Origin of the sequence: Sulfuricurvum sp., from assembly GCF_028713855.1 — a bacterium.
Taxonomy (GTDB): domain Bacteria; phylum Campylobacterota; class Campylobacteria; order Campylobacterales; family Sulfurimonadaceae; genus Sulfuricurvum.
In genome coordinates, this window is record NZ_JAQTNN010000005.1 from 133,983 (window position 1) to 158,863 (window position 24,881).

Genomic DNA, 24,881 nt, shown 5'->3' on the forward strand with positions numbered 1-24,881 from the left:
CTGCTCCAGTGGCGTGGAATGTCACTACTGGGAATACCACTATCGTCGGAGCAACCTTTAGAACAAAGTTTAATGATGTTTACACTTCTCGGCAAACACTGCTCAATAAGATAGCTGCTACTGCAAAAAGCATTGCTGATAGCAAAGTGCTCCCGGAAAATGTTGCAACAGCTGTTAATAGCAATACAACAACAATCAATGGCGGGAAAATAACTACAGATACCGCATGGATCGGCGGGATACTCCAGTCATCTGATTTTACTACGATAGGTGGGGCAGGGTTTAGGCTCAAAACAAATGCGGCTTCTACGGACGCTGATCCTGATATTTATGGGGCATATATTCGAGGAAGTAATATCAGCGGTGACAATCTTGTTGTCGACACCGCTTGGATCGGCGGGATACTCCAATCTTCTGATTTTACGACAATAGGCGGTGCAGGTTTTAGACTCAAAACAAACGCGGCTTCTACGAATGCTGATCCTGACATTTATGGGGCGTATATTCGGGGGGGGACTGTTGATGGGGTAAGCGTTAACGCGGCATTGTTGTCTGCAAGTAAATTCCAAGTAAACGGACTAACTGCATTTAATAGTACATACCCTGCAAATACAGCTCCTATGGTTATCGTAGGACAGACAACACGAACTTCTACTGGGACGATGACATTAACATTTTACGGAGCTTCATATGGGACTGGGCATCGTGCGGATAGATTCGTAAACGATCCAACTCTATTCGTAATAGATTTTTTCATGTCTGCAACTGTAGGAACCTATGATTATGTTGATTGCACCATATCAGGAACTGGAGTCACGACCGCTACAGCAAGGCTGACTGCAAATAATAAAGCAATTCAAATATCAACAGTAGGTACTTTAACCCAAGCAAGCTCTAGATCAATCACACTGACGATGACGGTAAACGGGACAGTATCTAGCGTGAATGCTATTTTTAGAGCCGTCGGTTACAACATAGCTTAATAAAGGAGAAACAAATGACCCCAATAACAATAACAAAAAGACTCGTCAAAGGCACACCATTGACCGCCGAAGAACACGACGCAAATTTGCAAGCTTTTAAAACAGCGTGCGAGGAACTCAATCTACAAACTTCTACAGTATCTAAAACCACCATCGGAACCATCGGTGCTCTAGGTTTTGGAGTGGGTATCGCTCCTGCGCCTCTCGTAGCTTCTTTCGGGCTTTACCCTATGGCGGGGTATGATGATTATCTATCCGACAACTATGGGAACTACATCGATGCTACGGGGTCGGTGATGGTATTTATCCCTAGGTTCTATTATAAAATTACCAACGATATCACCTCTCCATACAACGGTACCAAAGTCGAAGTGTCCGACACTCCTCAAGCAGGATTCGTCATCCACCGTGCGTTTGTGAACAATGGTGTCATACAAGACGGTTTCTTTTTTGATAAATACATCTGTGGAAATGTTGCGTCAAAATTTGTCAGCAAGCGTAACATTGACCCCGTATCTACCGCCACTACTCACAACCCGATTATGGGTATTACAGGCGTTACGGCAAATACCTATGACAAAATCTTCCAAGCGGTAAAATCTCGTGGGGCTAATTATGCCGTTCCTACGATGTTTATGTACAACGCTCTTGCGCTTCTCTCGTTGGCACATCGTCAGAGTGCTACGGTATCGACTGCCGCATGGATGGACATCTCTCCTTATGCTCCAAAGGGGTGTAACAACAATGCCCTAAAAGATGCAAATGATGCATCGGTTGTCTATGTCACAGCGGGTAATGCCACGTATCCTACAGCTCCACTCAATGCCTCATGCTCTGACAGCGTGTTTGCCAAAATCACTCACAATGGTCAGAAATGCGGCATCACTGATTTGAATGGGAATATGTGGGAAATTGCAAGCGGGTTTATCCAAAGCACTGCCGATACGTTCCATATCCTTAAAGAGACAATTGATATTAAAACCCTCACGGGTGTTGTCGTAGGCGATGCAACGGACAACTGGAATGTTGCAAACTACGATCCTCTCACATTACCGTTTACTCCTGACGAAACACAAACTACTTTTGGCAACGGTACATCGGCTGTATTTAGTGGCAGTGTCGATACGGCAAGCAATGATTATCGACTCGATATGTGTGGAGTCCCACTCTCTATGGGTGGTTCTCCTGCTCGTTTTGGAGGGGATGGTCTATGGAAATACTCAGTTGCTTCCATGTGTCCTATCGTCGGCGGGTATTGGGGCACTTCTTCGCTTGCGGGTGTGTGGGCTCGTCATTGGTACTATGTTCGGTCGAATTCGACCCTCTCTGTGGGCGGTCGCGCCTGTCTCTTGGGGGCATGATATGACACACGACAGTGTGGCGTATAGGTTTCCGGAGGGGAATTTCTATCGGAAAATGGTGATGTTTCTCAAACAGCTTAATCTCTATTTGAACCATTTTCCTAGCCATGAAAAATTTGGATTGGCTCTAGGCATCCGAAACGATGCATACGTAATCTTCGATCTTATGGTCGAGGGGCAAAAACGGCATTACAAAAAAACGTCCTTGACTGAATTGGATGTTGCGGTAGAGCGATTGCGGATGAAACTCTTGCTCGCGTATGAGCTGGGTTATTTCAGCTACAAGACCAAATCGGACACCGTCGTAACGTGCGCGATGCTCTCAGAGAAACGGTACGGAGTGTTAAGCCTTCAGCTCGATGAGATCGGGCGTATCGTGGGCGGATGGATCAAGAAGGTCAAGGAAGAATTAAAATGGTAAATCTACGGGTGCTATCTTATATGTTAAGTGTCCTATCGTCGGCGGGAATTGGAACAATTCTTCGCTTGCGGGTGTGTGGGCTCGTAATTGGAACAATGTTCGGTCGAATTCGAACAACAATGTGGGCGGTCGCGACTATGGTCTTTTCTGTGAATCGTATGATACGAATGAGAGATGATAGGGAGATGGCATCCCTGCTTGGCAAAAATATTATTCAATCCCTCAACTGCGGTAGCGTAAGCGAAGCTTTTAGGGGGAACGTGTGAAACGTGTCGGCAATCTCTTCGAGCAGTGTTTTAGCGAAGATAATCTTTATGGCGCATACCTCGATGCTCGAAAAGGAAAGCGGGCTAAAAAGTCTGTGATCGAGTTCGAAAAATCGTTAGGGTCAAACATCGAGTATCTTCGCCAAAGCATTAGCGATGGGAGCTATGCCCCCAAACCATACACCAAGTTCATCATCCATGAGCCAAAAGAGCGGGTTATCTATGCCCCTCATTTTAGTGACGTAGTAGTGCAACACGCTATCTATCGTGTGATCTATCCGATTTTTGACGCGACGTTCATCCGTCAGTCCCACGGATGCAGAAAGAATCACGGTACTCATAGTGCAAGTGCTTATACTCAATGGGCGTTACGCCAATGCGATGATGAGGATTACTTGATCCAGTTGGATATACGCAAGTTTTTTTACAGTATCGATCGAACCATACTGGGAATACTGATCGAGAACAAGATCAAAGACGTGCGCCTAGTATCAATGATGAAACTGTTTATGAGTATGGAGGACAGCCCTGTTGGTATCCCTATCGGAAACCTACTATCACAGCTCTATGCGCTGATTTATCTCAGCCCGTTGGATCATTTCATCAAGCGGGATGTCGGGTGTCGTTTATATGTGCGCTACGTCGATGATTTCATTCTCTTTGGTGTGAGTTTAGAAGAGGCAAAAGCGCTCAAGGTAATCATCATCAATTTTCTAAATAAACGCCTCCATCTAACCCTCTCGAAATGCACGATCCAAAAGATCAAGAGAGGGACGAACTTCGTGGGGTTTCGTACTTTTAAGGGGTTGAAACTCGTGAGAAAACGCAGTATGTACAACTTTCGAAAAGCGGTTAAAAATAATAATACGGAGGCACTGGCAAGCATGATGGGACACGCAAAAGGGACACAAACAATGAGATATTACACATCAATACTGGAGAGGAAAAATGGTTAAATACTACAAAGTCACAACAGGCGTCGAAAATGAGATCGTCAAAAGCGTCAACCATCACCGTTTTAATAATGGCGAGATTGTCAATGTTGAAGAAAATGTTGTTCGAGTTGAAGCGGATGAGGCTTTGATCGTTGAATGGGTTGGTGTTCAGAACTGTGATCCGGTTGAGCTTACGGTGTCCGAAGAGATAGCTGTTGTCAAAGCCTATGAGAAAACAAACGGTGCGCTTTATGATGGTGTTTTAATCCCATATACCAATGATGACGCTATGGGGCTGCTACAAGTAAAGGCGTTATTTGAAATGGGGGGAATATCTACTAATATCCACTTTTCGAATGGGGCTATTTTGCCAATCGTTGTAGCTGATTTTCCCAAATTTGCTGCATGGTTTGTAGAAAAACGTAATGGGTTATTTATATGAAGAAATATTTTTGGAACATCCTAATCTCTATCGATCAGTTTGCAAATACGATAATGGCAGGTAATCCCGATGAGACAATAAGTTCTCGCTGCGGAAAGCGTATCAAAGACCGTCCACGTTGTAGGCATCTGTGCAAAGTGCTTAATTGGTTTCAGGGGGATCACTGTATTAAATCTATTGAGGAGGATGAGAAGTAATGAGAGCAAAGGAGTTTATTTATGGCTGGTGATGAGATGGAACATAGAGTTAGAAAACTTGAAGATACGCATATAAAAATTGCCACTGAATGGGAACGTCTAAATGATACTCTCGAAAAAATCGAAGAGGCTCTGGAAAAACAAAATGAAAATAGCACAGAGATCCGCGAGCTTAAACTGCTAAATAAAGTTCGAGATGAACGGATAAAAGCGCTTGAGTCTAACCAAAGCAAGCTTGGTTGGGTTGTCATTCTTATTGTTATAGCAGCTGTTATTAAATCTGTAATGAAGGGGTAAAAAAAATGATTAATTCACGAAAACTTGAAGACCTGCACCCGACAGTTCGGGATAAAGCACTTAAGATGGAGAAGCGATGTGAGGATGAACTCGGAATCGATCTTGTGTTCACTTCTACCTATCGGGATGATCCGTCTCAAAATGCTCTTTATGCAATCGGAAGAACGGTTAAAGGATCAGGGATCACTGCAAAAAAACCGATGGGTAATGTTGTCACAAATGCGAAAGCAGGATACAGTTGGCATAACTTTAGACTTGCTTTAGACGTCGTTGCTGTACGACATGGAAAACCTGTATGGGGAACATCCGGAGAGGATGGGAAGCTTTGGGCTGAAATCGGTCGAATCGGTAAAGAGTGCGGTCTTGAATGGGGGGGAGATTTTAAATCATTGAAAGATTTTCCGCATTTTCAAGACTCAAAAGGATTTACGTTGGCGCAACTTAGAAGCGGGGTAACGGTAGCATGAAAAGAAGATTGTTTAAAAACTGGCATCGTTCAAAAACACAATGGTTTAATGGCGCAATCGTCCTTTCAGGATTAGTGCAAGCTAACGTCGAAGAGTTTCGAGTGATTATATCTCCGTCATATTTTGGGTTGTTTTTAGTAGCACTGGGGATGATCGGGTGGGTATTACGAACGATTACTACCAAATCAGTTGAGGAGAAATGATGCTTGATTGGATTAAAACCTACCTAATCGGAATACTTGCGACACTTCTAGCAGTCTCTATCGTATCAAATACTATGCTGTGGTTTATGAACTCATCAAAGCAAGATGAGATCAACAAACTCAATGTTGAACTCGGGGTTACGGCGGGGCTGTCTCAAAACCAAGAGGTAAAAGTTGTCGAGTCAAAAGTGATCGAAGAAAAGATCCACGTAGTAACTGCTGAGAAGCTACAAACAGTAAAGGAGTATGTATATGATCAAAATAAATCTGATTGTGACAACGGTATTGCTATCATGCGTACTGTTTTTTAGCGGATGCGCTCCGAAGTATCTACCATGCAAAGCGGAGGAACCATCACGCACTTATCATAAGCAGTGTGCCGGTGAGAGTAATGATACAAAGTTTGGAGAGTGCGCAGCATCTAAGTACATTACTTTAGAGGGGGATTATGAGGTGCTTTTAAATCGGTTTCGGAGTTGTAAGTAACTGTGTCAAAAATGTGTCATAGAAACGTCTAAATCATGGTGTTTCTGTCACACATTTAGTGTAAATCCCTATATTACGATATATATTGAACCGATATACGGTACAATAATCCTAACACTTTTTAATATGGGGTCTTGAGATGTTTAACACAGTTAAATCTAAAATTATTTTTTCTACTTTACTTTTTAGCTTTATGGGTCTGGGGGCAATTTACTGGTACTTAACGACAACCTTTCATGATTTTTCGAATGAGACGGCAAAACGATCTCTAAATATGTTAAGTGAATCGATTTTCCAAACCCTTACCGGAAGTATGTTGGCCGGTGATCCGGCTGTTGTTGCCGAAACGATCGCTAAAGCGCAAAAAATTGACGGGATTGCCGCATTAAAAGTGGAAAAATCTCAAGCTGTTATTGATTTGCTTGCTCCTGATGCCAAGTTTACAAATGAACCGTTAATTAAAGAAGTTTTTAAAAGCAAAAAGCCTCAAGTGAGTGAAAATACGGATGGGCAACATACTATACGTCTTCTTCAACCGCTGATTGCAGAAGAGAGATGTTTAGCATGCCATACCAATGTTTCAATCGGAGATACCTTAGGGGTTATGGATTTAGTGATCTCTTTAGAAAAAAATGATACTGAAATTAGTAAAACCCAAACGATTTTATTGATCGCACTAAGTATTGTGGTCATTGCATTTATAACGGTTATGAATATTTTCTTCGGAAGAGAGGTCCTGACACCGTTAGAGGGATTACGAAGCCGTATCGGTGCTTTGGTGAGTGGAGATAAAGACTTAACGAAGCGTCTTGAAGTTGTTAAAAAAGACGAATTTGCAGATGCGGCGAGAGCGGTAAATAATTTTGTTTCGATGGTACAAGAGACGGTAAATGAAGTCAAAAAACTTGGACAGCAGAACTCGATGATCGCAACGACAATTACTAATGCAACGCGTATTATTTCCGGTGGAGTAGAACAAGAACGTCAAATAGTTGAAGCAACAACGCAAAAAAGTCATTCCATCAAAGACATTCTTTCCGGTGCTATTGCTGTATCGGAACAAACACAACGTAATGTTGCAAATGCCAACGGAGAGTTATTGACGGCGAAAGATGCATTAAGCAAGTTGGTTCACGAAGTAGAAGGGTACATTGAAACAGAGCAAGAGATGGCTTCACAATTAATCTCCTTGCGTAATGATGCGGAACAAGTTAAAAATGTCCTTGGCGTTATCAAAGATATCGCCGATCAAACCAACCTTTTAGCACTTAATGCTGCAATTGAAGCTGCACGGGCAGGTGAACATGGACGTGGATTTGCCGTTGTTGCGGATGAGGTACGAAAACTTGCGGAGCGAACCCAAAAAAGCTTGACCGAGATTGAAATCAGCGTCGGGACGATTGTTCAAGCCGTTAATGATGTCAGTGATAGAATGGGTGAAAATGCTGATAATATGAATGAACTTACTGTGATTTCCAATGAGGTTGAAGAGAAAATCTCTGCAACATCATCAGAGATGGAACGTTCGGTCAGTGTTGCAGAACGCTCATACAACGATTCCGTTGAAGTGGTGGGACATATTGAATGGATTATTGATAAAATTTCTCAGATTAACGATGTTTCCGAATCCAATCGCCGCAGTGTTGAGCAGATTGAAAATGATTCAAAACAGTTGTTGGACGTCGCTAATTCATTGTCTGCACGCATCAATGAGTTTAAGAGCTAAAAACAGCCAGCCAAAGTGCATCCTTAGAAGTTGTAAGAACCTTATGAATTGTGTGTTTCGGGAGAAAAAGATAATCTCCTGAACGCATAGTCCGTATTTCATCTGTGATTTCGAGTTTGGCTTCTCCTTCAAGGAGTAAAACCCACTCATCATAGTCTTGGTCATAAAGCTGCCCTGGTGTTCTGAGTGAAGAGCGTATAGATTCGATTTTCACTGTTTCATTCTGAAAAAGGGTCGAAAAAACTTCATTATTTTCAGCGGGCTTTTCTCCCGCATACAAGTTATCGATACGGATCAAGAAGCACTCCTAAGTAAACGCGTGATATGATTACGCTATTATAAACTAACAGTAGAGAATTTATGAAAAACATCGTTTTAATCGGTTTTATGGGAGTCGGGAAAGGTTCTGTTGCACGTGAAATTGTAAAACAATCCAATTTGATTGCATTAGACACGGATGATATTATCGAGAGTATGGAAAATCGTTCTATTAAAAAGATTTTTGCTCAAGAGGGTGAAGAACATTTTCGTGCGCTGGAGAGAAGAGTTGCCGCATGGCTTCAAAAAGAGGTAAAAGGGACACTAATCTCCACAGGCGGAGGATTTTTCAAAGTCCCAAATCTTTCTAAAATCGGAACGGTTGTCTATTTATCCGCTCCGTTTGATACGATTCATAATCGTATACTTTCGCATCCTGATGCTGCTAAAAAACTCAAAAAACGTCCTTTATTCCAAGATATCGAAAGAGCGCGTGAACTTTATGAAGAACGTTCAGCCTTGTACAAAAAGGTTGCTGATATTATTATCGATGTGAGTGATAAAGAGATAGGTGATATCGCAAAAGAGATTTTAAAAAAGGTCAAATAAGATGAATAAGATTGTTTTCATACTGTTACTCTCAGTATTTTCATTGTTCGGTGCAGGTATAAAGTGGGAAAAAGATTATAGTACGGCTATTGCAAAAGCAAAGGCCGTGAACAAGCCTTTAATGTTCATTGTTTCCAACCATGGTTGCCATTTTTGTGTCCAATTTGAAAATTCGACGCTGAAAGATACTAAGGTCGTGCAAAAATTAAATAATGATTATGTCAGTGCGATTGTTTACATTGATGAAAATCCTATATTTCCACATCAGTTATATGTCCCTGGAACGCCGGGAACATGGTTTCTAAAATCCAATGGTGAACCGATGTTTGAACCGATCATGGGAGCTGTAGGAAGTGAAGATTTTCTTAAAGCACTTGATATTGTCAAAGAAGATTACAAAAAAAGTTCGACGAAAAAGTAAAAAAGGATAATTATGACACGTATTCATATCGGTGATATCAATTTTAAAACCGTATTTAACGAACTTCTTGGCCGTGGAAAGATGGATATGGAACATGTATCCTCGATTGTCAAAACGCTTATTGATGAGATACGCGCGGAGGATGATAGTGCATTGATGCGTCATATTGAAAAATTTGATCGATGGAGCCCTTCATCCGGAGCCGATTTGCGAATTAATGCTACGGATATGGAACGTGCGTATGAAGCATTGGAACCTGCGCTCAAGGCTTCTTTGCATTTAGCATATGACCGCATTAGGGCATATCATGAAAAACAGCTTCCGAGAAGCTGGTTTGACACCGAAGCTAACGGAACGATTTTAGGACAGAAAGTGACGCCGGTAGATCGTGCAGGTCTTTATATCCCTGGAGGAAAAGCAGCGTACCCGAGTTCACTTTTGATGAATGTGATTCCGGCACAGGTAGCGGGAGTGGAGCATATCGTTGTGACTACTCCAACCCCTGATAATGAGCCTAATGAACTATTACTCGCAGCGTGTTACTTATGTGGAGTGACCGAAGTGTTTAAAGTAGGCGGCGCCAGTGCGATTGCAGCGATGGCATATGGTACGACAACCATTCCAAAAGTTGATGTTATTACCGGTCCGGGTAATATTTTTGTGGCAACGGCTAAAAAAATGGTGTTTGGTGAGGTTAACATTGACATGATCGCGGGACCGAGCGAGATCGGTGTATTGGCGGATGATTCGGCCAACCCTGTCCATATTGCGATCGATTTGCTTTCCCAAGCAGAGCACGATGAGATGGCAAGCTCCATTTTAATCACCCCCTCTCAAAAATTTGCCGATGCGTGTGCGGTAGAGATCGAAGTGTGGCTTAAAAAGCTTCCGCGTGAAGTGATTGCTCGTAAATCGATAGAGGAGCGTGCCGCTATTATTGTTACGGAAACGATGGAGGAAGCAGTAGGATTGATGAATGAGATTGCTCCAGAGCATTTGGAAGTGGCTACAGACAATCCTTTTGCGCTCCTTCCTTCTATCAAACATGCCGGAGCTATATTTTTAGGCCATTACACTCCTGAAGCGATCGGGGATTATGTCGCCGGACCGAACCATACTCTTCCAACCGGAGGGACGGCGAAATTCTACTCACCGCTTGGGGTTGAGAATTTTATGAAAAAATCCTCAATCATCTCGTTTTCACGTCAAGCTATCAATGAGATCGGAGAAGCATGTGCCCTTATCGCACATACCGAAGGATTGGGTGCACACGAAGCATCGGTTCGCTGTCGATTAGAAAAATAATCAATAAAACTGCACATAATCTTCAATAAGATTTTCCTATTTCAGGGAAAATCTCTCTTTGGTTACACATATCAAAAAGTTATAGCAAAATGGTATTAGTTTTTAGTTTCGGTTAAACCTAATTTAGCTACCATCAACCCAGCAGTAATGCCGTCAAATGCCTGAAATCACGGCATCAAATAAAGATTATTCATGTCACTTATGATATGAAAATCGATCAACGTGAATAGGGAATCAAGGAGAATATATGCAGTTAGGTTTCTTGGTAGACCTTCACCTTTGCATGGGGTGTAAGGGCTGTGAGATCGCATGTAAAGTGGAAAACGAAGTTCCACTTAGTACATGGCGTCTTCGCGTAAAATATGTAGATGTAGGGGCTTTCCCTGAAACGAAACGGACATTTACGCCGCTTCGTTGTAATCATTGTGCCAATGCACCGTGTGAACGTATTTGTCCGGTTAGTGCATTGCACTACATTGAAAACGGTATTGTCAATATTGACAAAGAACGTTGTATCGGATGTGCAGGGTGTGTTATGGCATGTCCATACGGAGCAATCTATATTGATCCGCAGACACAAACAGCGGATAAATGTACCTATTGTGCACACCGTATTGCGAGTGCCATGATGCCATCATGTGTTGTAGCATGTCCGGTAGAAGCAAATATTTTTGGTGACTTGGATGATCCGACCTCCAACATCAGTAAATACCTCCAGCAACATCAAGGCGATGTCCAAGTACGTAAACCGGAAAAAGGGACTGATCCTCACCATTTCTATGTCGGTGGCGGTAACGTTCAGCTCAATCCGTTGGCATCGTTCCGAGGAGAGGGACATAACCTCTTTAACAACCTTACCCATCTCCCTATAGGAGGACATCACTGATGGTACACGAAACACTTGCGGCAACCAACGCGATCGTAGTCCTTGACGTTGCCCTTCCTGGGATCGTCTGGGGCTGGATTATTACGATGAATATGTGGGCGAAAAGTATCGGAACCGGTATTATTTTCCTTACCTTTTTCTTGTTGAAAAAGTATCCGGAACAAACCGGTTTTATCCGTTTTCCGGCCGTGGCAATTTCGATTGTCTTTATTCACCTATTCTTGTTCTTTACGGTCATTGATTTACATCAGATGTTCCGTTTTTGGCATATATTTTTCTATCCTCATCTAACATCGGCAATTACGATCGGTGCATGGATGGCAACTGGTTTTGTCGGTCTTCTTTTTGCTATGGCGTATGCTATCTATTTGAAAAAAGATGAAGCGATGTACGATAAATTTCTCGGATGGACAGTTTTATTGGCTATTCCGGTTACATTGTATACGGCAGGGTTAATGGCAGAATCGACTGCCCGTGAGTTATGGCAGATGCCGACAGAATCGGCTCAGATGATTTTAGCCGCTTTCTTGGCTGGAACGGCAACGATGATTTTACTCGGCGGAAATAAATTTTCCGATGCGATTAAAAAAGACCTAGCTATTATCTTAGGCTTGAGTGCATTCGCAGCATTTACTCTTTATATGTCTGAGTATATTTTTGGTGGAATGAAAGCCGAAGAGGTAGCAGCGACATTGGCATTTATCAAAGGCGGTGAATACACAGCCATGTTCTGGATAGGTCAAGTAATGGCATTCTTAGTTCCTATGGCTTTGGTATGCTTGAGCTTGAAAAACAAATCGTATTATTTGTTAAAAATCGCTGCCGTATCGGCATTGGTCGGTTTATGGGTGAGCAAACACGTTTGGCTCGTTATTCCACAATTGTTAAATATGAGCTAAGAGGTAGATTATGATGTATTTAGAAAGCAGAAGAACATTTTTAAAAGGGACCGCGCTCACTGTAGCCGGTGCCGCAATCGCAAAGGGTGTGTTTTCGGTCGATGCTGCTGCTGAGTCAGTAAAAGCAAGCAAATTCACCAACACCCCTGATACGTTGTCCTTTTACCCTCCGCTGGATCAGTGGGATCATTTCCAAGAGCTTGACGGAACGGATTGGAAACGGGGCGGTATTAATCGCCATGGCGTACAAAGTGAAGAGAACCCTGACGGTATTTTAGTTCACGATTATATGGTTATTCCGACGGCGTGTTCCAACTGTGAAGCATCATGCGGCTTGACAGCATGGGTCGATAAAAAAACATTGACAGTTCGCAAATATATGGGGAACCCTCTACATCCGGGTTCACGTGGTCGTAACTGTGCTAAAGGGTATGCGGTTCAATCACAAATGTACGATCCTGACCGTATTCCTTTCCCGCTCAAGCGTGCACCGGGTTCAAAACGCGGTGAGGGTAAATGGATCCGTACAACGTGGGATGAAGCAATGACCACGATTGGTAAAAAAATGGGGGATACAATCCGAAAAGGGGATGAGCTTTCTCGAAAATCGGTCATGTATCATATTGGACGCCCGAATGAAAATGGATTTGTACCGAAAGTATGGGAAACATTGGGACTTGATTCGTATAACTCGCATACGAACATCTGTTCGGCAAATGGTCGTACACCGTCGATCCATTTTGTTAATGATGACCGTACCAGCCCGGATTGGGCAAATGCGAAACTCATTTTCCTAAATTCATCCCATGCTGCGGACGCAGGGCACTATTTTCAACAAGCTGCAGGAATGATTGCCGATGCCCGTAAAAAGGGTGCAAAAATGGTCGTTATGGACCCGCGCCTCTCTAACTCAGCGGGGATAGCCGACCTTTGGTTAGCTCCGTGGCCGGGAAGTGAATCAGCGATTTACCTCTATTTGGCAAACCGTATTTTGCATGAAAATAAGGTCAATAAAGCATTCGTAAAACGTTGGTTTAACTGGGAAACGTTGATGAATGATAGCGAATATCTCAATTATATGGTCGAGAAAACATTCATTTCTAAGCTTCCGGCAGGACGTGATTTTGAGAGCTACTTGGAGCTTCTCAAAGATATGTATTCTCCCTATACTCTTGAATTTGCCGAAAAAGAGACCCATATCCCAGCGTATAAACTTGAAAAACTCTATGAGATGTTTATTTGGGCGGAAGATGCGATCTCTACGTACGTTTGGCGTGCAACGGCAGCGGGTAACCGCGGTGGTTGGATGAACGGTAAGTCGGTTTTCTTTGTAACCGGCTTAGTCGGTGCAGTTGGAAATATCGGTGGAACGGGATGGTATCACTGGCACGACATCGCCGTCGGCGGGAAGGGTGGAAGCTCTACCGTAGGACAAGGTAAATCGGGTAAAGACGTTCCGAAAGTAAAAGCGTGGAATGAACTCACTTGGCCGCCTGAATGGCCTCTTTCAACCTATGAAATGTCATTTTTGTTACCGCATCTTTTGAGCGATAAAGAGTGGCAGAAAAAATGGAATGATCGTGGATTGCAAGTCCCGAGTAAACTTGCTGTTTATATGCCGCGTATGTATAATCCGGTTTGGATCAATCCGGACGGATTCCGCTGGATCGAAGTGTTGAAAAACGAAGAGATTATGGAACTTACCGTCAATCTTTCGCCGGTTTGGTCTGAGACCAACTGGTACATGGACTATGTTCTTCCGACAGGACTTGCGGGTGAGAGACATGACCAACACTCTGAAGCAACTCTTCCGGCTCGCTGGACAAGTTTCCGTCAGCCGGTATTGCGTGTAGCGTTGGAAAAAGCGGGCTGGAAACCTAAAAATCCTGCTCGTGCGACTCTTGAAGCGCACATCAAAGCGGGTCTCGGTGAAGTATGGGAAGAGAACGAATTTATGTTTGATTTATGTGTCAACTATATCGATCCGGACGGTAGTTTAAATATCAAACAAATGTGGGAGTCTAAACGTCATCCTGGCAAACCTGTTACGATTGCAGAATGGTACGATGCGGCGTTCGGGGACAACTTGCCAAAATTGCATGAGACCGTTATGAACGATGAACGCTATACCAAAGAGGAATTCCCAGTCTATGCATACATGCGTGATCACGGTGCATGGCTCGAAGAGGATAAAATCTACAGTGTTCAAGAACGTGAACTCAAAATCGAAGAGGGAAAAGTTGAATCGTATGAGCATAAGTTTGATGCTGCTTCAATGAGTGTTGACGGTTCCGGTATTATCAGCGCTAAAGACGACAAAGGCGATACGAAAAAAATCGGTATTGTTGTAGATGGTAAAAAAGTACAAGGGTTCACAACACCGACACGTAAACTCGATGTCTATACCCAATGGGTAGCCAAAGATTGGAAGTGGCCGGAATACGCGATGGCGATTTATCCTCGTAATGATAAAGAGAAAGAGGAGATGGTTCATATTCTATCGCATGTTAACCATGTCTATATGAAAGAGGAAAACTCATTTGCTCTCAATACGGTATTCCGTTTACCGTATAACATTCATACTCGTTCGGCAAACTCCAAACATCTTATGGAGATCAGCCAAAACCATGACCCGATCTGGATCAGTACCGGAGATGCTAAACGTCTTGGATTTAAACGCGGTGATGCGATTCGTGTAAGAATTGTTGATACCGTTTCCGGATTGGAGAGCGGACATTTTGTTGCAATGGCGGTTCCTACTGAAGGTGTTCTTCCGGGAACACTCGCATGTTCTCACCACGGCGGTCGCTGGAAATTAACTAATCATGTTACGATTCCTAACGGTGTAACCGATGGAAAAGTAGCTACTGGAGTTGCTCCTCGTGATTTGAACAACAAAGAGTTCCTCAAAGAATCTCCGGCAAATGTCGGTAAAGAAGGTGCTCAAACGATTATCGATAACTATGAAGGGACTACTGGACTTAATAGTTTCGGGGTTCCGGTTGCTGAAATTCAAATGGATGGAAAAGAGGGTAAACTCAAATACGTTGAGGGGATCAAACCTTTCCATACAGAACGTTTTGCTGAATACAACCGTGACTCAGGTAACGTATGGTGGGATGGACTTTCAGGTTCATGGCAAAATGCGGTAGCGGCTCCACACCCGGATCCGGTATCGGGTATGCACTGCTGGCACCACAAAGTATTGCTTGAACCGGCACAGGCGGGAGATAAAATCGGAGATATTTTTGTCAATTATGACAATAATATGAAAGTCTACCAAGCATGGAGAGATAAACTCTCACGAGGTTTGGATTCTAACTCTAAACTTCGCCGACCGAAACATATCTTCCGTCCGTGGGTTAAACTTGACCCTACGTCGTATGATGTGAATATCAAGGGATAAAACTTCCATCTTCTCTTTCTAATAGGGACAACTAAAGGGCTTTTCAGCCCTTTAGGCTACAATCCTACAATCACTTTTAAAGGCCTAACCGTTATGGATGAGATCATTGCTCGAAGCAATATATATGCATTGCTTTCTCGAATATTACTTCAAGAACTGGATGATGAAATTTTAGAAACACTCAAAAACGATCCGACCGTTTTAGAATTTTTCCCTCATTGGGAAGCATGGGAACAACGTAAAAATCTCCCAAATAAAGAGATACTCGAAGAGTATTTAAATCCCGATTTTACCAATCTTTCGATCTTGCATTTAGTGCCGTATGAGACATTTTATACACGAAGCGACCAAATGATCGAGACGGGAGGTGCGAACCCCGTTACGGATATCTATAGCGCATACGACTTTTTGGTCGATTATGAAGTAGCACGTGTCGTATCAGCAGATCACATCGGTATTGAACTCGAATTTATGCACCATTTATGCGAAGCGCAGAAAAAAGCATTAAATGAAAATGATAGGGAAGCGGTAACTGAACTCAAAAAAGTACAGCACCATTTTCTCAATACCCATTTACTAAAATGGGCACCGATGTATCTCATTAATCTGAAATATGAAGCACGAACACCGCTTTATTACGATGCGGCAGAGACGGCGTTGGAATTTATCCTTAGTGATAATGAAACCTTAAGTGTAGAGGTCTAAAGAGTTATGGGCTTGTTGAACTTATCACCTGCGAAATGTGTTCGTGCTCTGAGCGTAAACTCAGTATGTATGCTATGTGCAGAGGTCTGTCCAACAAACGCTATCGCTATTGTCGATCGCCTTCCCTCGATAAATCAAGCGTCATGTGTCGGATGTGCGGGATGTGTTGCATCGTGTCCTACCGAAGCATTGGGACTGGATGATTTTAATCCGACCGATTTTTTCTTTAATTTCGTGAGTGATGAATCGTCGCTTGTGTCGTGTCAGAAGAACGTACCGTGTATCGCCGCTCTTGGGAGTGAACACTTGATTGCTTTGTGCGGAATGAAAAAAGGGCTTACCTTGGATATCGGTCATTGTGGTGAATGTTCTATTGGTGAAGCGGTAATGAGTGATCTGCGGATGAGAGTAGAAAATGTTAATTACGCTCTCGAAGCAATTGAATCGGAATATTTTGTCGAGTTCGTCGAAGAGAAATATTCTGAAAATGAAAAAGCGGATGAAAAAGATCGTCGCGATTTTTTCAAAACGTTTCATCTTAAAAAGATCGGTTCGTACAAAGCAAATTTTGAGAGAGAAGTGCAATTAAGCACGGATGAATTTATCTCCCATTCGATTGATACCTCTCATATCAAAGATATGCGAATGAAAAAAATAACCGATCGTCGAAAGGTGTTTTTTACAGCACTTAAACGCCTTGATAAGCCTTCAATCTATCATGTTGTTGATGGGGAACGGATCACTTTTACCTCTCAAAAACTCATGGATGAGACGAAATGCACCGCGTGTGAGATGTGTTACCGTGTTTGTCCTACAGGTGCATTGACCTCTGATATGCGTAACTCAAAGATTGATTTTGATCCATTTTTATGTGTCAAGTGCCATCTATGTCATGATGTATGTGAGAGTGATGCGATTACGCTATCCACATCGTACAATCTCAAAGAGTGGTACGAACCGAAGGTTCAAAATATGATCACCTATTCTGTGCGTCGATGCGATGAGTGTGACGCAACGTTTAGTTCGGTATCCGGTGACAAAATTTGCCGCCGCTGTCGTTTGGAAGAAGAAGAAGCATTGGAATTATGGGGATTGAATAGATGATGAACAACGATAATTCGATTACGGCAGAGAGCAAACTTTTTGGATTTATTGCCGAAGTGGCACACAGCAATCGCTTCTCGTCAATGGTGAACAAACTATTTAAAGAGAACGGAACCAATGCGATGGTGATTCCAATGAACATTCGACCGGACGATGTTGTATTTACCATTTCACAAATGCGCCATTCAAAGTTAAATGGTGCCGTAATAGGATCGGAGTATCAAGAAGAGGTACTTTCGTTGATGGATACCCTTTCAAGTGAAGCAAATGAAGCAGGGTTGGTCGATTTTATCCGGATTGACAATGGTTCTCTTTTGGGAGATTTGATAATGCCTAAGGCATTGGATACGTATGCTGAGAGTGAAGATTTTAAAGACGATATTGCACTGAGATCGTTGTGTCACTATTTTTATGATTTAATACGAGGAGAAAGAAAATGAAAGAAAATGATTTCAGTAATTTACGAGCTGAATTTGACGAATTTGTGCGGACTAAATGTGATACGGGAAGCTGTGAAACGAATACTGAAAATGAGGAAGAAGAACCGGTTCCTGGGTTTGTAGATGAGCTTTCCGACAAATTATTAGCACCGTATCATTGCGGTGCCTATTTGTCGCGTTTGGATATTAAACGGGTAGCTGAAGCGATTGATGAATCGATTCCGATCAAAGAGCGGAAAAAAATGATTAAAGCACTTTTTCGTCATACGACGACTAAAGCTTATTTGCAGGGTGCATTCGATGAGTTCAAACGCCATTTCGGTGGACGTATACTGATCTATCAAGAGCTTTCAGAAGCGTTTCCTGCATCGAAACCATTCTTTGATGAGAATATTTCAAAGATAAAAATGACACAAAAAATCTTTGATCAAATTATTGAAGATTTTGAAGAAATTGAACCGACGGATGAGCCGATGATGATCTAAGAAGAGAGATTTTGCTCTCTTCAAAAAGCTTAGCCTAAAAGACCTGATTTAAGAACACCCTGCCAAATCATAGCCGAAGCAATACCTGCGGCAAATCCGGCGATGATATCATCTCCCATTACCCCAAGACCCCCTTTAGTTTCCCGATCAATCCGTCCGATAATAGAGGGTTTTCTGATATCGAAAAATCGGAATAAAAGAAAGCTGAGGACAATTTGTATGGCTATCCCGTTGTTCCATTGCAAAAGGGCGGTAGTATCAAAGCCGATCCCGGGAGCGATGGAGAGGGCGAACCACATTCCAACCAGTTCATCAATAACAATTCGGCTGTCATCATGCTCATTTGATGTGCGTTCATGTTTATCAATGGCTTTAATCGCAATAAGGGTGATTAAGATTGTTGCTAAAAAAAGGGTTTGCGGGCCGAAATAAAGAAGTATTGCTATTCCCAGAGGAAGAGAGGCAATCGTCCCCATCGTTCCGGGAGCTTTTGGGAAAAGACCGCTGTATCCTACGGTGATAAAAAACCAATTCATTGTTTGCCTTATGTTAAAGAAGTTGTCTGGTATAGACGCATCAGTTCAACGTAAAAATCTTTTTCACTGTGCTCTTCGAGAAGACCGTTAACGGGCATAATATCGTAATAAAGTTTGGCCAAATTTTTAAATCGATTTGGAAAGAGTGATGCGACGATCATGGAAGATATCTCTTTACGTACCAATACGGCAGGAGGGAGAAGGCCTTGTTGCATCAGTTCTAAGATTGATTCAGCATGATAAGAGATATGGTGATGGTGCCCGTGTGGGCAGGTTTGGACACTTACTAAGGTTTTACATTGATTACAATAGACGTATTCACTGGAAATGCCCACGTCGATGTCAATGCCTACCAATCGATCAATAACCGATTTATTGGCATTCTGATCATAATACATTCCAATTCCGGCATGATTTTGACCAATCATTAATCGATCACATCCGTAGTTTTTGGCAACGATTGCATCAAGGATGACTTCATTGCTTCCGGCAAAAATATAGCTGCTTTCCAATGGAACGATTACGACACGATTGCGTGGGAGGTAGTTTTCAACGAAATATTGGAGTGTTTGGTATCGGAGTTCGTATTGTAAGTCAGCACTGTTATACGGTTTTAGCAAGAAAATAACGATAATATCGGTCCGTTCCAAACTTTGTCGGATAAAACGCTCATGTGCTCGGTGAAGGGGATTCGCGGCCATAAACAAAGCGGTCGTGTGTTTGGCCCCCGTTTGTTCTTTAGCTTGGGCAATCATGGCTTGAATCGATCTAACTGGTGTTAGATCAATTGAATATTCACCGCAAATAGCGTATTTTCCGAGTCGTTTATGGGTTGCATTTACCCCAGGATGGGAGAGATCTTCGGTGCCGTAAATTTGTCGTAAGCGTTCACGGGGATCGATAGGATAGACTTCATCCACACACAGTTCACCGACAAGGGTATTATCGCAAATCAGATCGAGAACTTCTCCTTTTTTCGCCGATGTCAGGATAGTTTCATTCACTTTTCCGCTGGGTGAGAGAATTAGGGGGAAGGGGAAAGTTTTATCTTGAAACATTCCAGTCGCTAATACCTCTTTGCTTTGGGCCTCATTCATCAGGCGGATGACAGGGCTCAGCATTCCTGATTTGAGTAAGATTAGGGCGGAGACAGCCTCTTGGTCGATAAAAAGGGTTCTATTTTTTCTTGACGATGCCATATTTCTTTCTCTTTTCCCATAAGCTTTTGCGTGAAATACCGAGTTTTTTTGAGAGTTCCGTATCCGGGAAACGGTTCTGAAAATGGATCATAATATATTTAACATACTCTTCGATCGGCAGAATTTCCCCTTGGTCAAAAAGATTATTGTCACTTTCAATTTCGATAACTCTAAAGGGAGGTGAATCGACAGGATCAGTACTTGCGATAATACATGCTTTTTTTGCAACGAGTTCGTAAAATGCTTTATGTTCACTTTTTTTGAGATTTTGAAAATCAGTAATATAGAGAATTGCATCGTCACCTAAGGCCGCAATATCGCTAAATGCTTTGGCGGAAGCTAATGAGATAAAATGAAGTGTTTTATCCCGATGGGCGGCATAACGGAATGCAAAAGCATCGGCGTATTTTTGGTATCCGCTGCAAATAAAAAGCGGTAATTCTGTTTTGTCCAAATCTTCATCGACATTGATGGAATTAAAGGTGTGGGCGAGATAGCGCTCATAGGTTTGATTTTGTCGGCGGAGACGCTCATGGTTTTGGAAATGTTGGATTTTACGAATCAGCTCTTCAATCATAAACGGTTTGAGAATATAATCTTTGGCTCCGGCAGCAAGAGGTTTTGAGACGGTGTCGTTACTGATATAGCTTACCATCAAAATGACGACAGCATTTTTATACGCTTCGATTACAGGGTAGATGTCTTGGCCGCTGATATTCGTCGAGAGGAGGACAACGTCGTAAGGGACTCCGCGCAGCCCCTCTTTAGTAGAGCTGGAGATATCGCAGTTATGGCTTAGATCGCTGAGTTTAGAAGCGATACTTTGTGCGAGATAGATCTCGTTTTCGATAATGAGTATGTTCATCCGTTTTTCCAATCAAAATAGTGTACTGATGCAGTTGCGATTACTCCAACCCCTTCGCGCCGACCGATAAATCCCAAATGCTCGGTGGTCGTTGCTTTGACATTCACACGTGCAGTCGGGATGTGAAGCAGTGAAGCGAGCGTGCATCGCATGTGATCTTTATAAGGAGCAATTTTAGGAGCCTGAGCGATGACCGTTATGTCGGCATGGGTAATGACAAAGCCGAATTGGTGAAGTTTTAGTACGCATAGGCGTAAGAGCTCTTTGGAATCAATGTTTTTATAGCTGTTATCCGTATCCGGGAAAAGCATTCCAATATCTCCCAAACATGCGGCACCCAAAAGCGCATCGATAAGGGCATGAATCGCGACATCACCGTCACTATGAGCTTTAAAGCCGAAAGTGCTTTCGATTTCAACGCCACCTAAGACCATAGGTTTACCCTCTTCAAAAGGATGTACATCAAAACCGTTTCCGGTAAAAACGATATTGGATGGTGCGCTTAAACACTCTAACGCGGTAATATCGGATGCATGGGTTATTTTGGCAGCACGTTCATCTCCGAGGATGAAATGACGTGTTCCTCCGATAGCGACAACAGCACTGCTCTCATCGGTGTATTCAGTGTCAGTTTCTAATGCACGGCGCAGTATTTCAGTACGGGAAAGCTGCGGAGTTTGTATCCGTTTTACAAGGTTTCGTTCGATAGTGACAGTATCATAGACAACCGTATCATGAATGTCGAGAGCAGGTACAATAGTATCAGCTGAATCTTTAGCGGCAATGAGTCGGAAAATGAGATCAGGATCGATACAGGCTCTGGCAATATCAGTGACCATTACATAAGGTGTCTTAACCTCTTTGAGGGCATTTTTGAGTGATTGTTGACGCGTCTTTCCGCCTGCGACGACTGTGTAATCGCACATAGAGGTCATAAAAGGGATTTCATTTGCATGGCCAGAGAGAATAATGTTGGCATTTGGAAGAGAAGCTTTGATACGGTTAGTAACATAAAGCCATAGCGGATCATGCCCGATACGAAGCCATTGTTTTTTTACCGGTACTTTAAAACGCTCTGAGTTACCTGCGGCAAGCAAAACTAGGGTCAAATCAGACAAAATGTATCCTATTTTGAAAACTGTTACGAAATTATACACTCAAAAAGCTTTTTTTTATCTTGTTTTCGATAAATTATAGAATATAACAAGGGGAAAGAGGGTCTGTTTTCCTAAATCCTCTTGAAATTTTTAATCTACATTAAAAGAGATACCACCCTTTTAGGGGGTCTTATTTATAAGTCCAAATAGCTTTCGGAATTTAAGGAGCAAACACTATGAGAACTGAATGGGTCGCTGAGAGACAAAACGATACCGTCCGAACTCAGATGTATTATGCTAAGCAAGGCATTATTACAGAAGAGATGGCATACGTTGCCAAAGTAGAGGAGCTCGATCCTGAATTGGTTCGTTCTGAAGTAGCGCGCGGGCGCCTAATAATCCCTGCGAATGTCAATCATAAAAATTTAGAGCCAATGGCGATTGGGATCGCCGCACGCTGTAAAATAAATGCCAATATCGGTTCGTCCGCGATAGCATCGGATGTTCAAGGGGAGATTGAAAAGATTCAAGTCTCTCAACACTATAAAGCCGATACAGCCATGGACCTCTCTACGGGTGGAGATTTGGATGAGATCCGCCGTGCGGTAATCGCCAACTCTAAAATCCCGATCGGAACCGTTCCTATCTATCAAATTTTGCATGATGTGAATAATAAAATCGAAGATTTAAGTATTGAGGTTATGCTAGAGGTATTGGAGCGTCAAGCACAGCAAGGGGTGAGTTATTTCACGATCCATGCGGGCTTTTTGCTCGCAACCATGCCGAAAGTGGCAAAACGTAAAATGGGAATCGTCAGCCGAGGCGGATCGCTAATGGCGGCATGGATGATGCATTACCATCGTGAAAATCCGTTTTACACGGCGTATGATGAAATATTGGATATTTGTGCTCGTTACGATGTCTCTCTTTCTCTCGGAGATTCACTTCGCCCGGGATGTTTGGCGGATGCGTCCGATGAAGCACAACTCGGGGAGCTAAAAGTGCTCGGTGAATTGACACTGCGTGCGTGGGAGAAAAATGTTCAGGTGATGATCGAGGGGCCGGGACACGTTCCTCTCAATCAAATCGAGCGTAATATGAAGATTCAGCGCGAATATTGTCATGAAGCACCGTTTTATATCCTCGGTCCGCTCGTTACCGATATCGCGGCGGGATACGATCATATCAGCTCGGCGATTGGTGCAGCGGTCGGCGGATGGCATGGAGCTTCAATGCTCTGTTACGTCACTCCGAAAGAGCATTTAGGTCTTCCGAATGCCGAAGACGTGCGTGCTGGGATCATTGCCTATAAAATCGCAGCACATGCTGCAGATATCGCTCGTGGTCGTAAGGGCGCACGTGATATCGATGATGCAATGAGCGATGCACGCTATGCGTTTGATTGGAATCGCCAGTTCGAGTTGGCACTTGATCCAGAACGAGCGCGTGAATATCACGATGAAACGTTGCCTCAGGATGTATTCAAAGAAGCGGAATTCTGCTCCATGTGCGGACCGAAGTTTTGTTCGTACAAAATTACACAGCAGATTATGGATAATCCTGAGTCTCTTGCATGGATTGCTGAAGAAGCAAAAACACAAAACGCAAGCTAATCCCGTTCGCCCTGAGCCTGTCGAAGGGTGATAAGTTCATGGTTCGACAGGCTTACCACGAACGGAAAAATAAATAAAAAGGAAAAAATATGACAGAAGAAATTGTAAAATCAGCGTTATCCAAAGTTACTTATCCGGGATTTACGAAAGATATCGTAACGTTTGGATTTATTAAAGAGATTAAAATTGAGGGTAATAATGTTCATGTGACAGTTGATATTACTTCAAGTGCTCCTGAAGTAGCTCACCAAATTACAACAGAAGCAACGGATGAGTTAAAACGTGCCGGTGCATCTGACGTTGTCATCAATATTCAAGCACCTAAAATGCCGCGTGAGAGTTCATCGAAGGGGAAAAATATTGCCCCTCAAGTGAAAAATTTCATCATGGTGAGCTCAGGCAAAGGGGGAGTCGGTAAGTCGACGACTTCGGTGAATCTTGCGATAGCGCTAGCAATGCAAGGGAAAAAAGTCGGTCTTTTGGATGCGGATATTTATGGTCCAAATATTCCGCGTATGATGGGTGTTGATGGAATCAAACCTGAAGTCGTCGGTAATAAAGTGCTTCCGATTAAAGCCTATGGTATTGAAGTAATGTCCATGGGCTCATTGATGGAAGAGGGGCAGTCCCTTATCTGGCGCGGTGCGATGATCATGAAAGCGATCGAGCAGTTCTTGCGTGACATTATGTGGTCCGATTTGGATTGTCTCGTCATTGATATGCCTCCGGGTACTGGTGATGCACAACTTACGTTGGCGCAAAGTGTTCCGGTAACCGTTGGGGTTACCGTTACTACTCCGCAAATGGTATCACTCGATGATTCTCGTCGTAGTTTGGATATGTTCAAAAAACTTCATATCCCTATCGCAGGTGTTATTGAAAATATGAGCGGCTTCATCGCTCCGGATACCGGTGTCGAATACGATATTTTCGGTAAAGGAACATCCAAAGCGATGGCGGATCAGTTTGAAACCTGCATTCTTGCCGAAATTCCGATTGAACCTTCTATCCGTACCGGTGGAGATGAAGGAAAACCGGTCACCTATTACGCGCCGACTTCAGAAACGGCAAAACGGTATATGAAAGCGGCTGAAGATCTCTGGGTGACCATCGAGAAAATTAATGAAGAGGGCGGGGTTGATAATCAAGCAATTCAACCCAATACACCTCCAGGTGTATCGGCATGTTCAACCGCTGCTGCACCAAAACAAGAGGCTCCTGCAAGTTCAGGAAGCTGCGGCACCGGTTGCGGCTGTCACTAAGCAATTT

General features: G+C 43.0%; 27 protein-coding genes. 22 read left to right on the forward strand and 5 right to left on the reverse strand.

Annotation, left to right across the window (positions count from 1 at the left end; all coding sequences use genetic code 11):
• From PHI47_RS06545 to PHI47_RS06590, 10 genes are all read left to right on the forward strand, one after another.
• Positions 1–983, forward strand: a 983-nt coding sequence (locus PHI47_RS06545) for a hypothetical protein (RefSeq protein ID WP_299935257.1), incomplete at its 5' end; no start/stop codon positions are given.
• Positions 984–997: 14 nt separating this feature from the next.
• Positions 998–2,344, forward strand: a complete 1,347-nt coding sequence (locus tag PHI47_RS06550; protein WP_299935259.1) for a hypothetical protein — start codon at positions 998–1,000, stop codon at positions 2,342–2,344.
• A 1-nt stretch (position 2,345) separates the two neighbouring features.
• On the forward strand, positions 2,346–2,765 hold the full coding sequence (locus PHI47_RS06555; RefSeq protein WP_299935262.1) for a four helix bundle protein: 420 nt from the start codon (positions 2,346–2,348) through the stop codon (positions 2,763–2,765).
• Between the two features lie 262 nt (positions 2,766–3,027).
• Positions 3,028–3,987: an RNA-directed DNA polymerase gene (locus PHI47_RS06560; protein ID WP_299935265.1), complete on the forward strand. Its 960-nt coding sequence runs from the start codon at positions 3,028–3,030 to the stop codon at positions 3,985–3,987.
• The gene (locus PHI47_RS06565) at positions 3,980–4,408 is read left to right on the forward strand and encodes a hypothetical protein (protein ID WP_299935268.1); all 429 of its coding nucleotides are present in this window, start codon (positions 3,980–3,982) and stop codon (positions 4,406–4,408) included. Before PHI47_RS06560 ends, PHI47_RS06565 begins: the two co-directional genes overlap by 8 nt.
• Before the next feature lie 218 nt (positions 4,409–4,626).
• A complete protein-coding gene (locus tag PHI47_RS06570; protein WP_299935271.1) occupies positions 4,627–4,902 on the forward strand; it encodes a hypothetical protein in 276 nt (91 codons plus the stop codon).
• Between the two features lie 5 nt (positions 4,903–4,907).
• Positions 4,908–5,369, forward strand: coding sequence for a M15 family metallopeptidase (locus PHI47_RS06575; protein WP_299935272.1), 462 nt, complete (start codon positions 4,908–4,910; stop codon positions 5,367–5,369).
• The gene (locus PHI47_RS06580) at positions 5,366–5,572 is read left to right on the forward strand and encodes a hypothetical protein (protein ID WP_299935275.1); all 207 of its coding nucleotides are present in this window, start codon (positions 5,366–5,368) and stop codon (positions 5,570–5,572) included. The genes PHI47_RS06575 and PHI47_RS06580 overlap by 4 nt, the downstream gene beginning before the upstream one ends.
• On the forward strand, positions 5,569–5,883 hold the full coding sequence (locus PHI47_RS06585) for a hypothetical protein (RefSeq protein WP_299935277.1): 315 nt from the start codon (positions 5,569–5,571) through the stop codon (positions 5,881–5,883). Before PHI47_RS06580 ends, PHI47_RS06585 begins: the two co-directional genes overlap by 4 nt.
• Positions 5,884–6,197: 314 nt before the next feature.
• The gene (locus tag PHI47_RS06590) at positions 6,198–7,784 is read left to right on the forward strand and encodes a methyl-accepting chemotaxis protein (RefSeq protein WP_299935279.1); all 1,587 of its coding nucleotides are present in this window, start codon (positions 6,198–6,200) and stop codon (positions 7,782–7,784) included.
• On the opposite strand, the gene PHI47_RS06595 is transcribed toward PHI47_RS06590, so the two are convergent.
• On the reverse strand, positions 7,774–8,082 hold the full coding sequence (locus PHI47_RS06595; RefSeq protein ID WP_299935282.1) for a cupin domain-containing protein: 309 nt from the start codon (positions 8,080–8,082) through the stop codon (positions 7,774–7,776). The genes PHI47_RS06590 and PHI47_RS06595 overlap by 11 nt on opposite strands.
• Positions 8,083–8,144: 62 nt before the next feature.
• Between PHI47_RS06595 and PHI47_RS06600 the strand changes: the two genes are divergently transcribed.
• From PHI47_RS06600 to PHI47_RS06645, 10 genes are all read left to right on the forward strand, one after another.
• Positions 8,145–8,651, forward strand: coding sequence for a shikimate kinase (locus PHI47_RS06600; protein ID WP_299935285.1), 507 nt, complete (start codon positions 8,145–8,147; stop codon positions 8,649–8,651).
• Position 8,652: 1 nt separating this feature from the next.
• The gene (locus PHI47_RS06605) at positions 8,653–9,072 is read left to right on the forward strand and encodes a thioredoxin family protein (protein ID WP_299935287.1); all 420 of its coding nucleotides are present in this window, start codon (positions 8,653–8,655) and stop codon (positions 9,070–9,072) included.
• 12 nt (positions 9,073–9,084) lie between these two features.
• Positions 9,085–10,377 (forward strand): histidinol dehydrogenase, encoded by a 1,293-nt coding sequence (gene hisD / locus PHI47_RS06610; protein ID WP_299935289.1) that lies wholly within the window; start codon positions 9,085–9,087, stop codon positions 10,375–10,377.
• A gap of 247 nt (positions 10,378–10,624) precedes the next feature.
• Positions 10,625–11,263, forward strand: a complete 639-nt coding sequence (locus tag PHI47_RS06615; RefSeq protein ID WP_299935292.1) for a 4Fe-4S dicluster domain-containing protein — start codon at positions 10,625–10,627, stop codon at positions 11,261–11,263.
• The gene (gene nrfD / locus PHI47_RS06620; protein WP_299935294.1) at positions 11,263–12,162 is read left to right on the forward strand and encodes an NrfD/PsrC family molybdoenzyme membrane anchor subunit; all 900 of its coding nucleotides are present in this window, start codon (positions 11,263–11,265) and stop codon (positions 12,160–12,162) included. Before PHI47_RS06615 ends, nrfD begins: the two co-directional genes overlap by 1 nt.
• A 13-nt stretch (positions 12,163–12,175) precedes the next feature.
• The gene (locus PHI47_RS06625) at positions 12,176–15,568 is read left to right on the forward strand and encodes a molybdopterin-dependent oxidoreductase (protein WP_299935356.1); all 3,393 of its coding nucleotides are present in this window, start codon (positions 12,176–12,178) and stop codon (positions 15,566–15,568) included.
• A gap of 93 nt (positions 15,569–15,661) precedes the next feature.
• A complete protein-coding gene (locus tag PHI47_RS06630) occupies positions 15,662–16,273 on the forward strand; it encodes a molecular chaperone TorD family protein (protein WP_299935297.1) in 612 nt (203 codons plus the stop codon).
• A 69-nt stretch (positions 16,274–16,342) separates the two neighbouring features.
• Positions 16,343–17,377, forward strand: a complete 1,035-nt coding sequence (locus PHI47_RS06635; RefSeq protein ID WP_299935299.1) for a 4Fe-4S binding protein — start codon at positions 16,343–16,345, stop codon at positions 17,375–17,377.
• Entirely contained in the window at positions 17,374–17,817 is a 444-nt protein-coding gene (locus PHI47_RS06640; RefSeq protein ID WP_299935303.1) for a hypothetical protein, read from the forward strand. The genes PHI47_RS06635 and PHI47_RS06640 overlap by 4 nt, the downstream gene beginning before the upstream one ends.
• Positions 17,814–18,302: a hypothetical protein gene (locus PHI47_RS06645; RefSeq protein WP_299935306.1), complete on the forward strand. Its 489-nt coding sequence runs from the start codon at positions 17,814–17,816 to the stop codon at positions 18,300–18,302. The genes PHI47_RS06640 and PHI47_RS06645 overlap by 4 nt, the downstream gene beginning before the upstream one ends.
• 29 nt (positions 18,303–18,331) lie before the next feature.
• On the opposite strand, the gene PHI47_RS06650 is transcribed toward PHI47_RS06645, so the two are convergent.
• The 4 genes from PHI47_RS06650 to PHI47_RS06665 are packed head-to-tail and all read right to left on the reverse strand — an operon-like array spanning position 18,332 to position 22,020.
• Positions 18,332–18,838: a phosphatidylglycerophosphatase A gene (locus PHI47_RS06650; RefSeq protein ID WP_299935309.1), complete on the reverse strand. Its 507-nt coding sequence runs from the start codon at positions 18,836–18,838 to the stop codon at positions 18,332–18,334.
• Between the two features lie 8 nt (positions 18,839–18,846).
• A complete protein-coding gene (locus PHI47_RS06655; protein WP_299935312.1) occupies positions 18,847–20,037 on the reverse strand; it encodes a sulfate adenylyltransferase in 1,191 nt (396 codons plus the stop codon).
• The gene (locus PHI47_RS06660; protein WP_299935314.1) at positions 20,015–20,902 is read right to left on the reverse strand and encodes a hypothetical protein; all 888 of its coding nucleotides are present in this window, start codon (positions 20,900–20,902) and stop codon (positions 20,015–20,017) included. The genes PHI47_RS06655 and PHI47_RS06660 overlap by 23 nt, the downstream gene beginning before the upstream one ends.
• Positions 20,899–22,020 carry a bifunctional 2-C-methyl-D-erythritol 4-phosphate cytidylyltransferase/2-C-methyl-D-erythritol 2,4-cyclodiphosphate synthase gene (locus PHI47_RS06665; protein ID WP_299935316.1) on the reverse strand — a complete coding sequence of 374 codons (1,122 nt, stop codon included), beginning with the start codon at positions 22,018–22,020 and terminating at the stop codon, positions 20,899–20,901. The genes PHI47_RS06660 and PHI47_RS06665 overlap by 4 nt, the downstream gene beginning before the upstream one ends.
• Positions 22,021–22,235: 215 nt before the next feature.
• Here PHI47_RS06665 and thiC point away from each other — a divergent pair, with 215 nt between their 5' ends.
• A complete protein-coding gene (gene thiC / locus PHI47_RS06670; protein ID WP_299935318.1) occupies positions 22,236–23,612 on the forward strand; it encodes a phosphomethylpyrimidine synthase ThiC in 1,377 nt (458 codons plus the stop codon).
• A gap of 89 nt (positions 23,613–23,701) precedes the next feature.
• Entirely contained in the window at positions 23,702–24,874 is a 1,173-nt protein-coding gene (locus PHI47_RS06675) for an Mrp/NBP35 family ATP-binding protein (RefSeq protein WP_299935320.1), read from the forward strand.
• Positions 24,875–24,881 lie beyond the last annotated feature (7 nt).

What these genes read in the sequence shown, in the direction of transcription:
- PHI47_RS06550 (WP_299935259.1), top strand. Translation starts at nt 998, where the DNA reads ATGACCCCAATAACAATAACAAAAAGACTCGTCAAAGGCACACCATTG.
- PHI47_RS06555 (WP_299935262.1), top strand. Translation starts at nt 2,346, where the DNA reads ATGACACACGACAGTGTGGCGTATAGGTTTCCGGAGGGGAATTTCTAT.
- PHI47_RS06565 (WP_299935268.1), top strand. Translation starts at nt 3,980, where the DNA reads ATGGTTAAATACTACAAAGTCACAACAGGCGTCGAAAATGAGATCGTC.
- PHI47_RS06570 (WP_299935271.1), top strand. Translation starts at nt 4,627, where the DNA reads ATGGCTGGTGATGAGATGGAACATAGAGTTAGAAAACTTGAAGATACG.
- PHI47_RS06575 (WP_299935272.1), top strand. Translation starts at nt 4,908, where the DNA reads ATGATTAATTCACGAAAACTTGAAGACCTGCACCCGACAGTTCGGGAT.
- PHI47_RS06580 (WP_299935275.1), top strand. Translation starts at nt 5,366, where the DNA reads ATGAAAAGAAGATTGTTTAAAAACTGGCATCGTTCAAAAACACAATGG.
- PHI47_RS06585 (WP_299935277.1), top strand. Translation starts at nt 5,569, where the DNA reads ATGATGCTTGATTGGATTAAAACCTACCTAATCGGAATACTTGCGACA.
- PHI47_RS06590 (WP_299935279.1), top strand. Translation starts at nt 6,198, where the DNA reads ATGTTTAACACAGTTAAATCTAAAATTATTTTTTCTACTTTACTTTTT.
- PHI47_RS06600 (WP_299935285.1), top strand. Translation starts at nt 8,145, where the DNA reads ATGAAAAACATCGTTTTAATCGGTTTTATGGGAGTCGGGAAAGGTTCT.
- PHI47_RS06605 (WP_299935287.1), top strand. Translation starts at nt 8,653, where the DNA reads ATGAATAAGATTGTTTTCATACTGTTACTCTCAGTATTTTCATTGTTC.
- hisD (WP_299935289.1), top strand. Translation starts at nt 9,085, where the DNA reads ATGACACGTATTCATATCGGTGATATCAATTTTAAAACCGTATTTAAC.
- PHI47_RS06615 (WP_299935292.1), top strand. Translation starts at nt 10,625, where the DNA reads ATGCAGTTAGGTTTCTTGGTAGACCTTCACCTTTGCATGGGGTGTAAG.
- nrfD (WP_299935294.1), top strand. Translation starts at nt 11,263, where the DNA reads ATGGTACACGAAACACTTGCGGCAACCAACGCGATCGTAGTCCTTGAC.
- PHI47_RS06625 (WP_299935356.1), top strand. Translation starts at nt 12,176, where the DNA reads ATGTATTTAGAAAGCAGAAGAACATTTTTAAAAGGGACCGCGCTCACT.
- PHI47_RS06630 (WP_299935297.1), top strand. Translation starts at nt 15,662, where the DNA reads ATGGATGAGATCATTGCTCGAAGCAATATATATGCATTGCTTTCTCGA.
- PHI47_RS06635 (WP_299935299.1), top strand. Translation starts at nt 16,343, where the DNA reads ATGCTATGTGCAGAGGTCTGTCCAACAAACGCTATCGCTATTGTCGAT.
- PHI47_RS06640 (WP_299935303.1), top strand. Translation starts at nt 17,374, where the DNA reads ATGATGAACAACGATAATTCGATTACGGCAGAGAGCAAACTTTTTGGA.
- PHI47_RS06645 (WP_299935306.1), top strand. Translation starts at nt 17,814, where the DNA reads ATGAAAGAAAATGATTTCAGTAATTTACGAGCTGAATTTGACGAATTT.
- PHI47_RS06650 (WP_299935309.1), bottom strand. Translation starts at nt 18,838, where the DNA reads ATGAATTGGTTTTTTATCACCGTAGGATACAGCGGTCTTTTCCCAAAA.
- PHI47_RS06655 (WP_299935312.1), bottom strand. Translation starts at nt 20,037, where the DNA reads ATGGCATCGTCAAGAAAAAATAGAACCCTTTTTATCGACCAAGAGGCT.
- PHI47_RS06660 (WP_299935314.1), bottom strand. Translation starts at nt 20,902, where the DNA reads ATGAACATACTCATTATCGAAAACGAGATCTATCTCGCACAAAGTATC.
- thiC (WP_299935318.1), top strand. Translation starts at nt 22,236, where the DNA reads ATGAGAACTGAATGGGTCGCTGAGAGACAAAACGATACCGTCCGAACT.
- PHI47_RS06675 (WP_299935320.1), top strand. Translation starts at nt 23,702, where the DNA reads ATGACAGAAGAAATTGTAAAATCAGCGTTATCCAAAGTTACTTATCCG.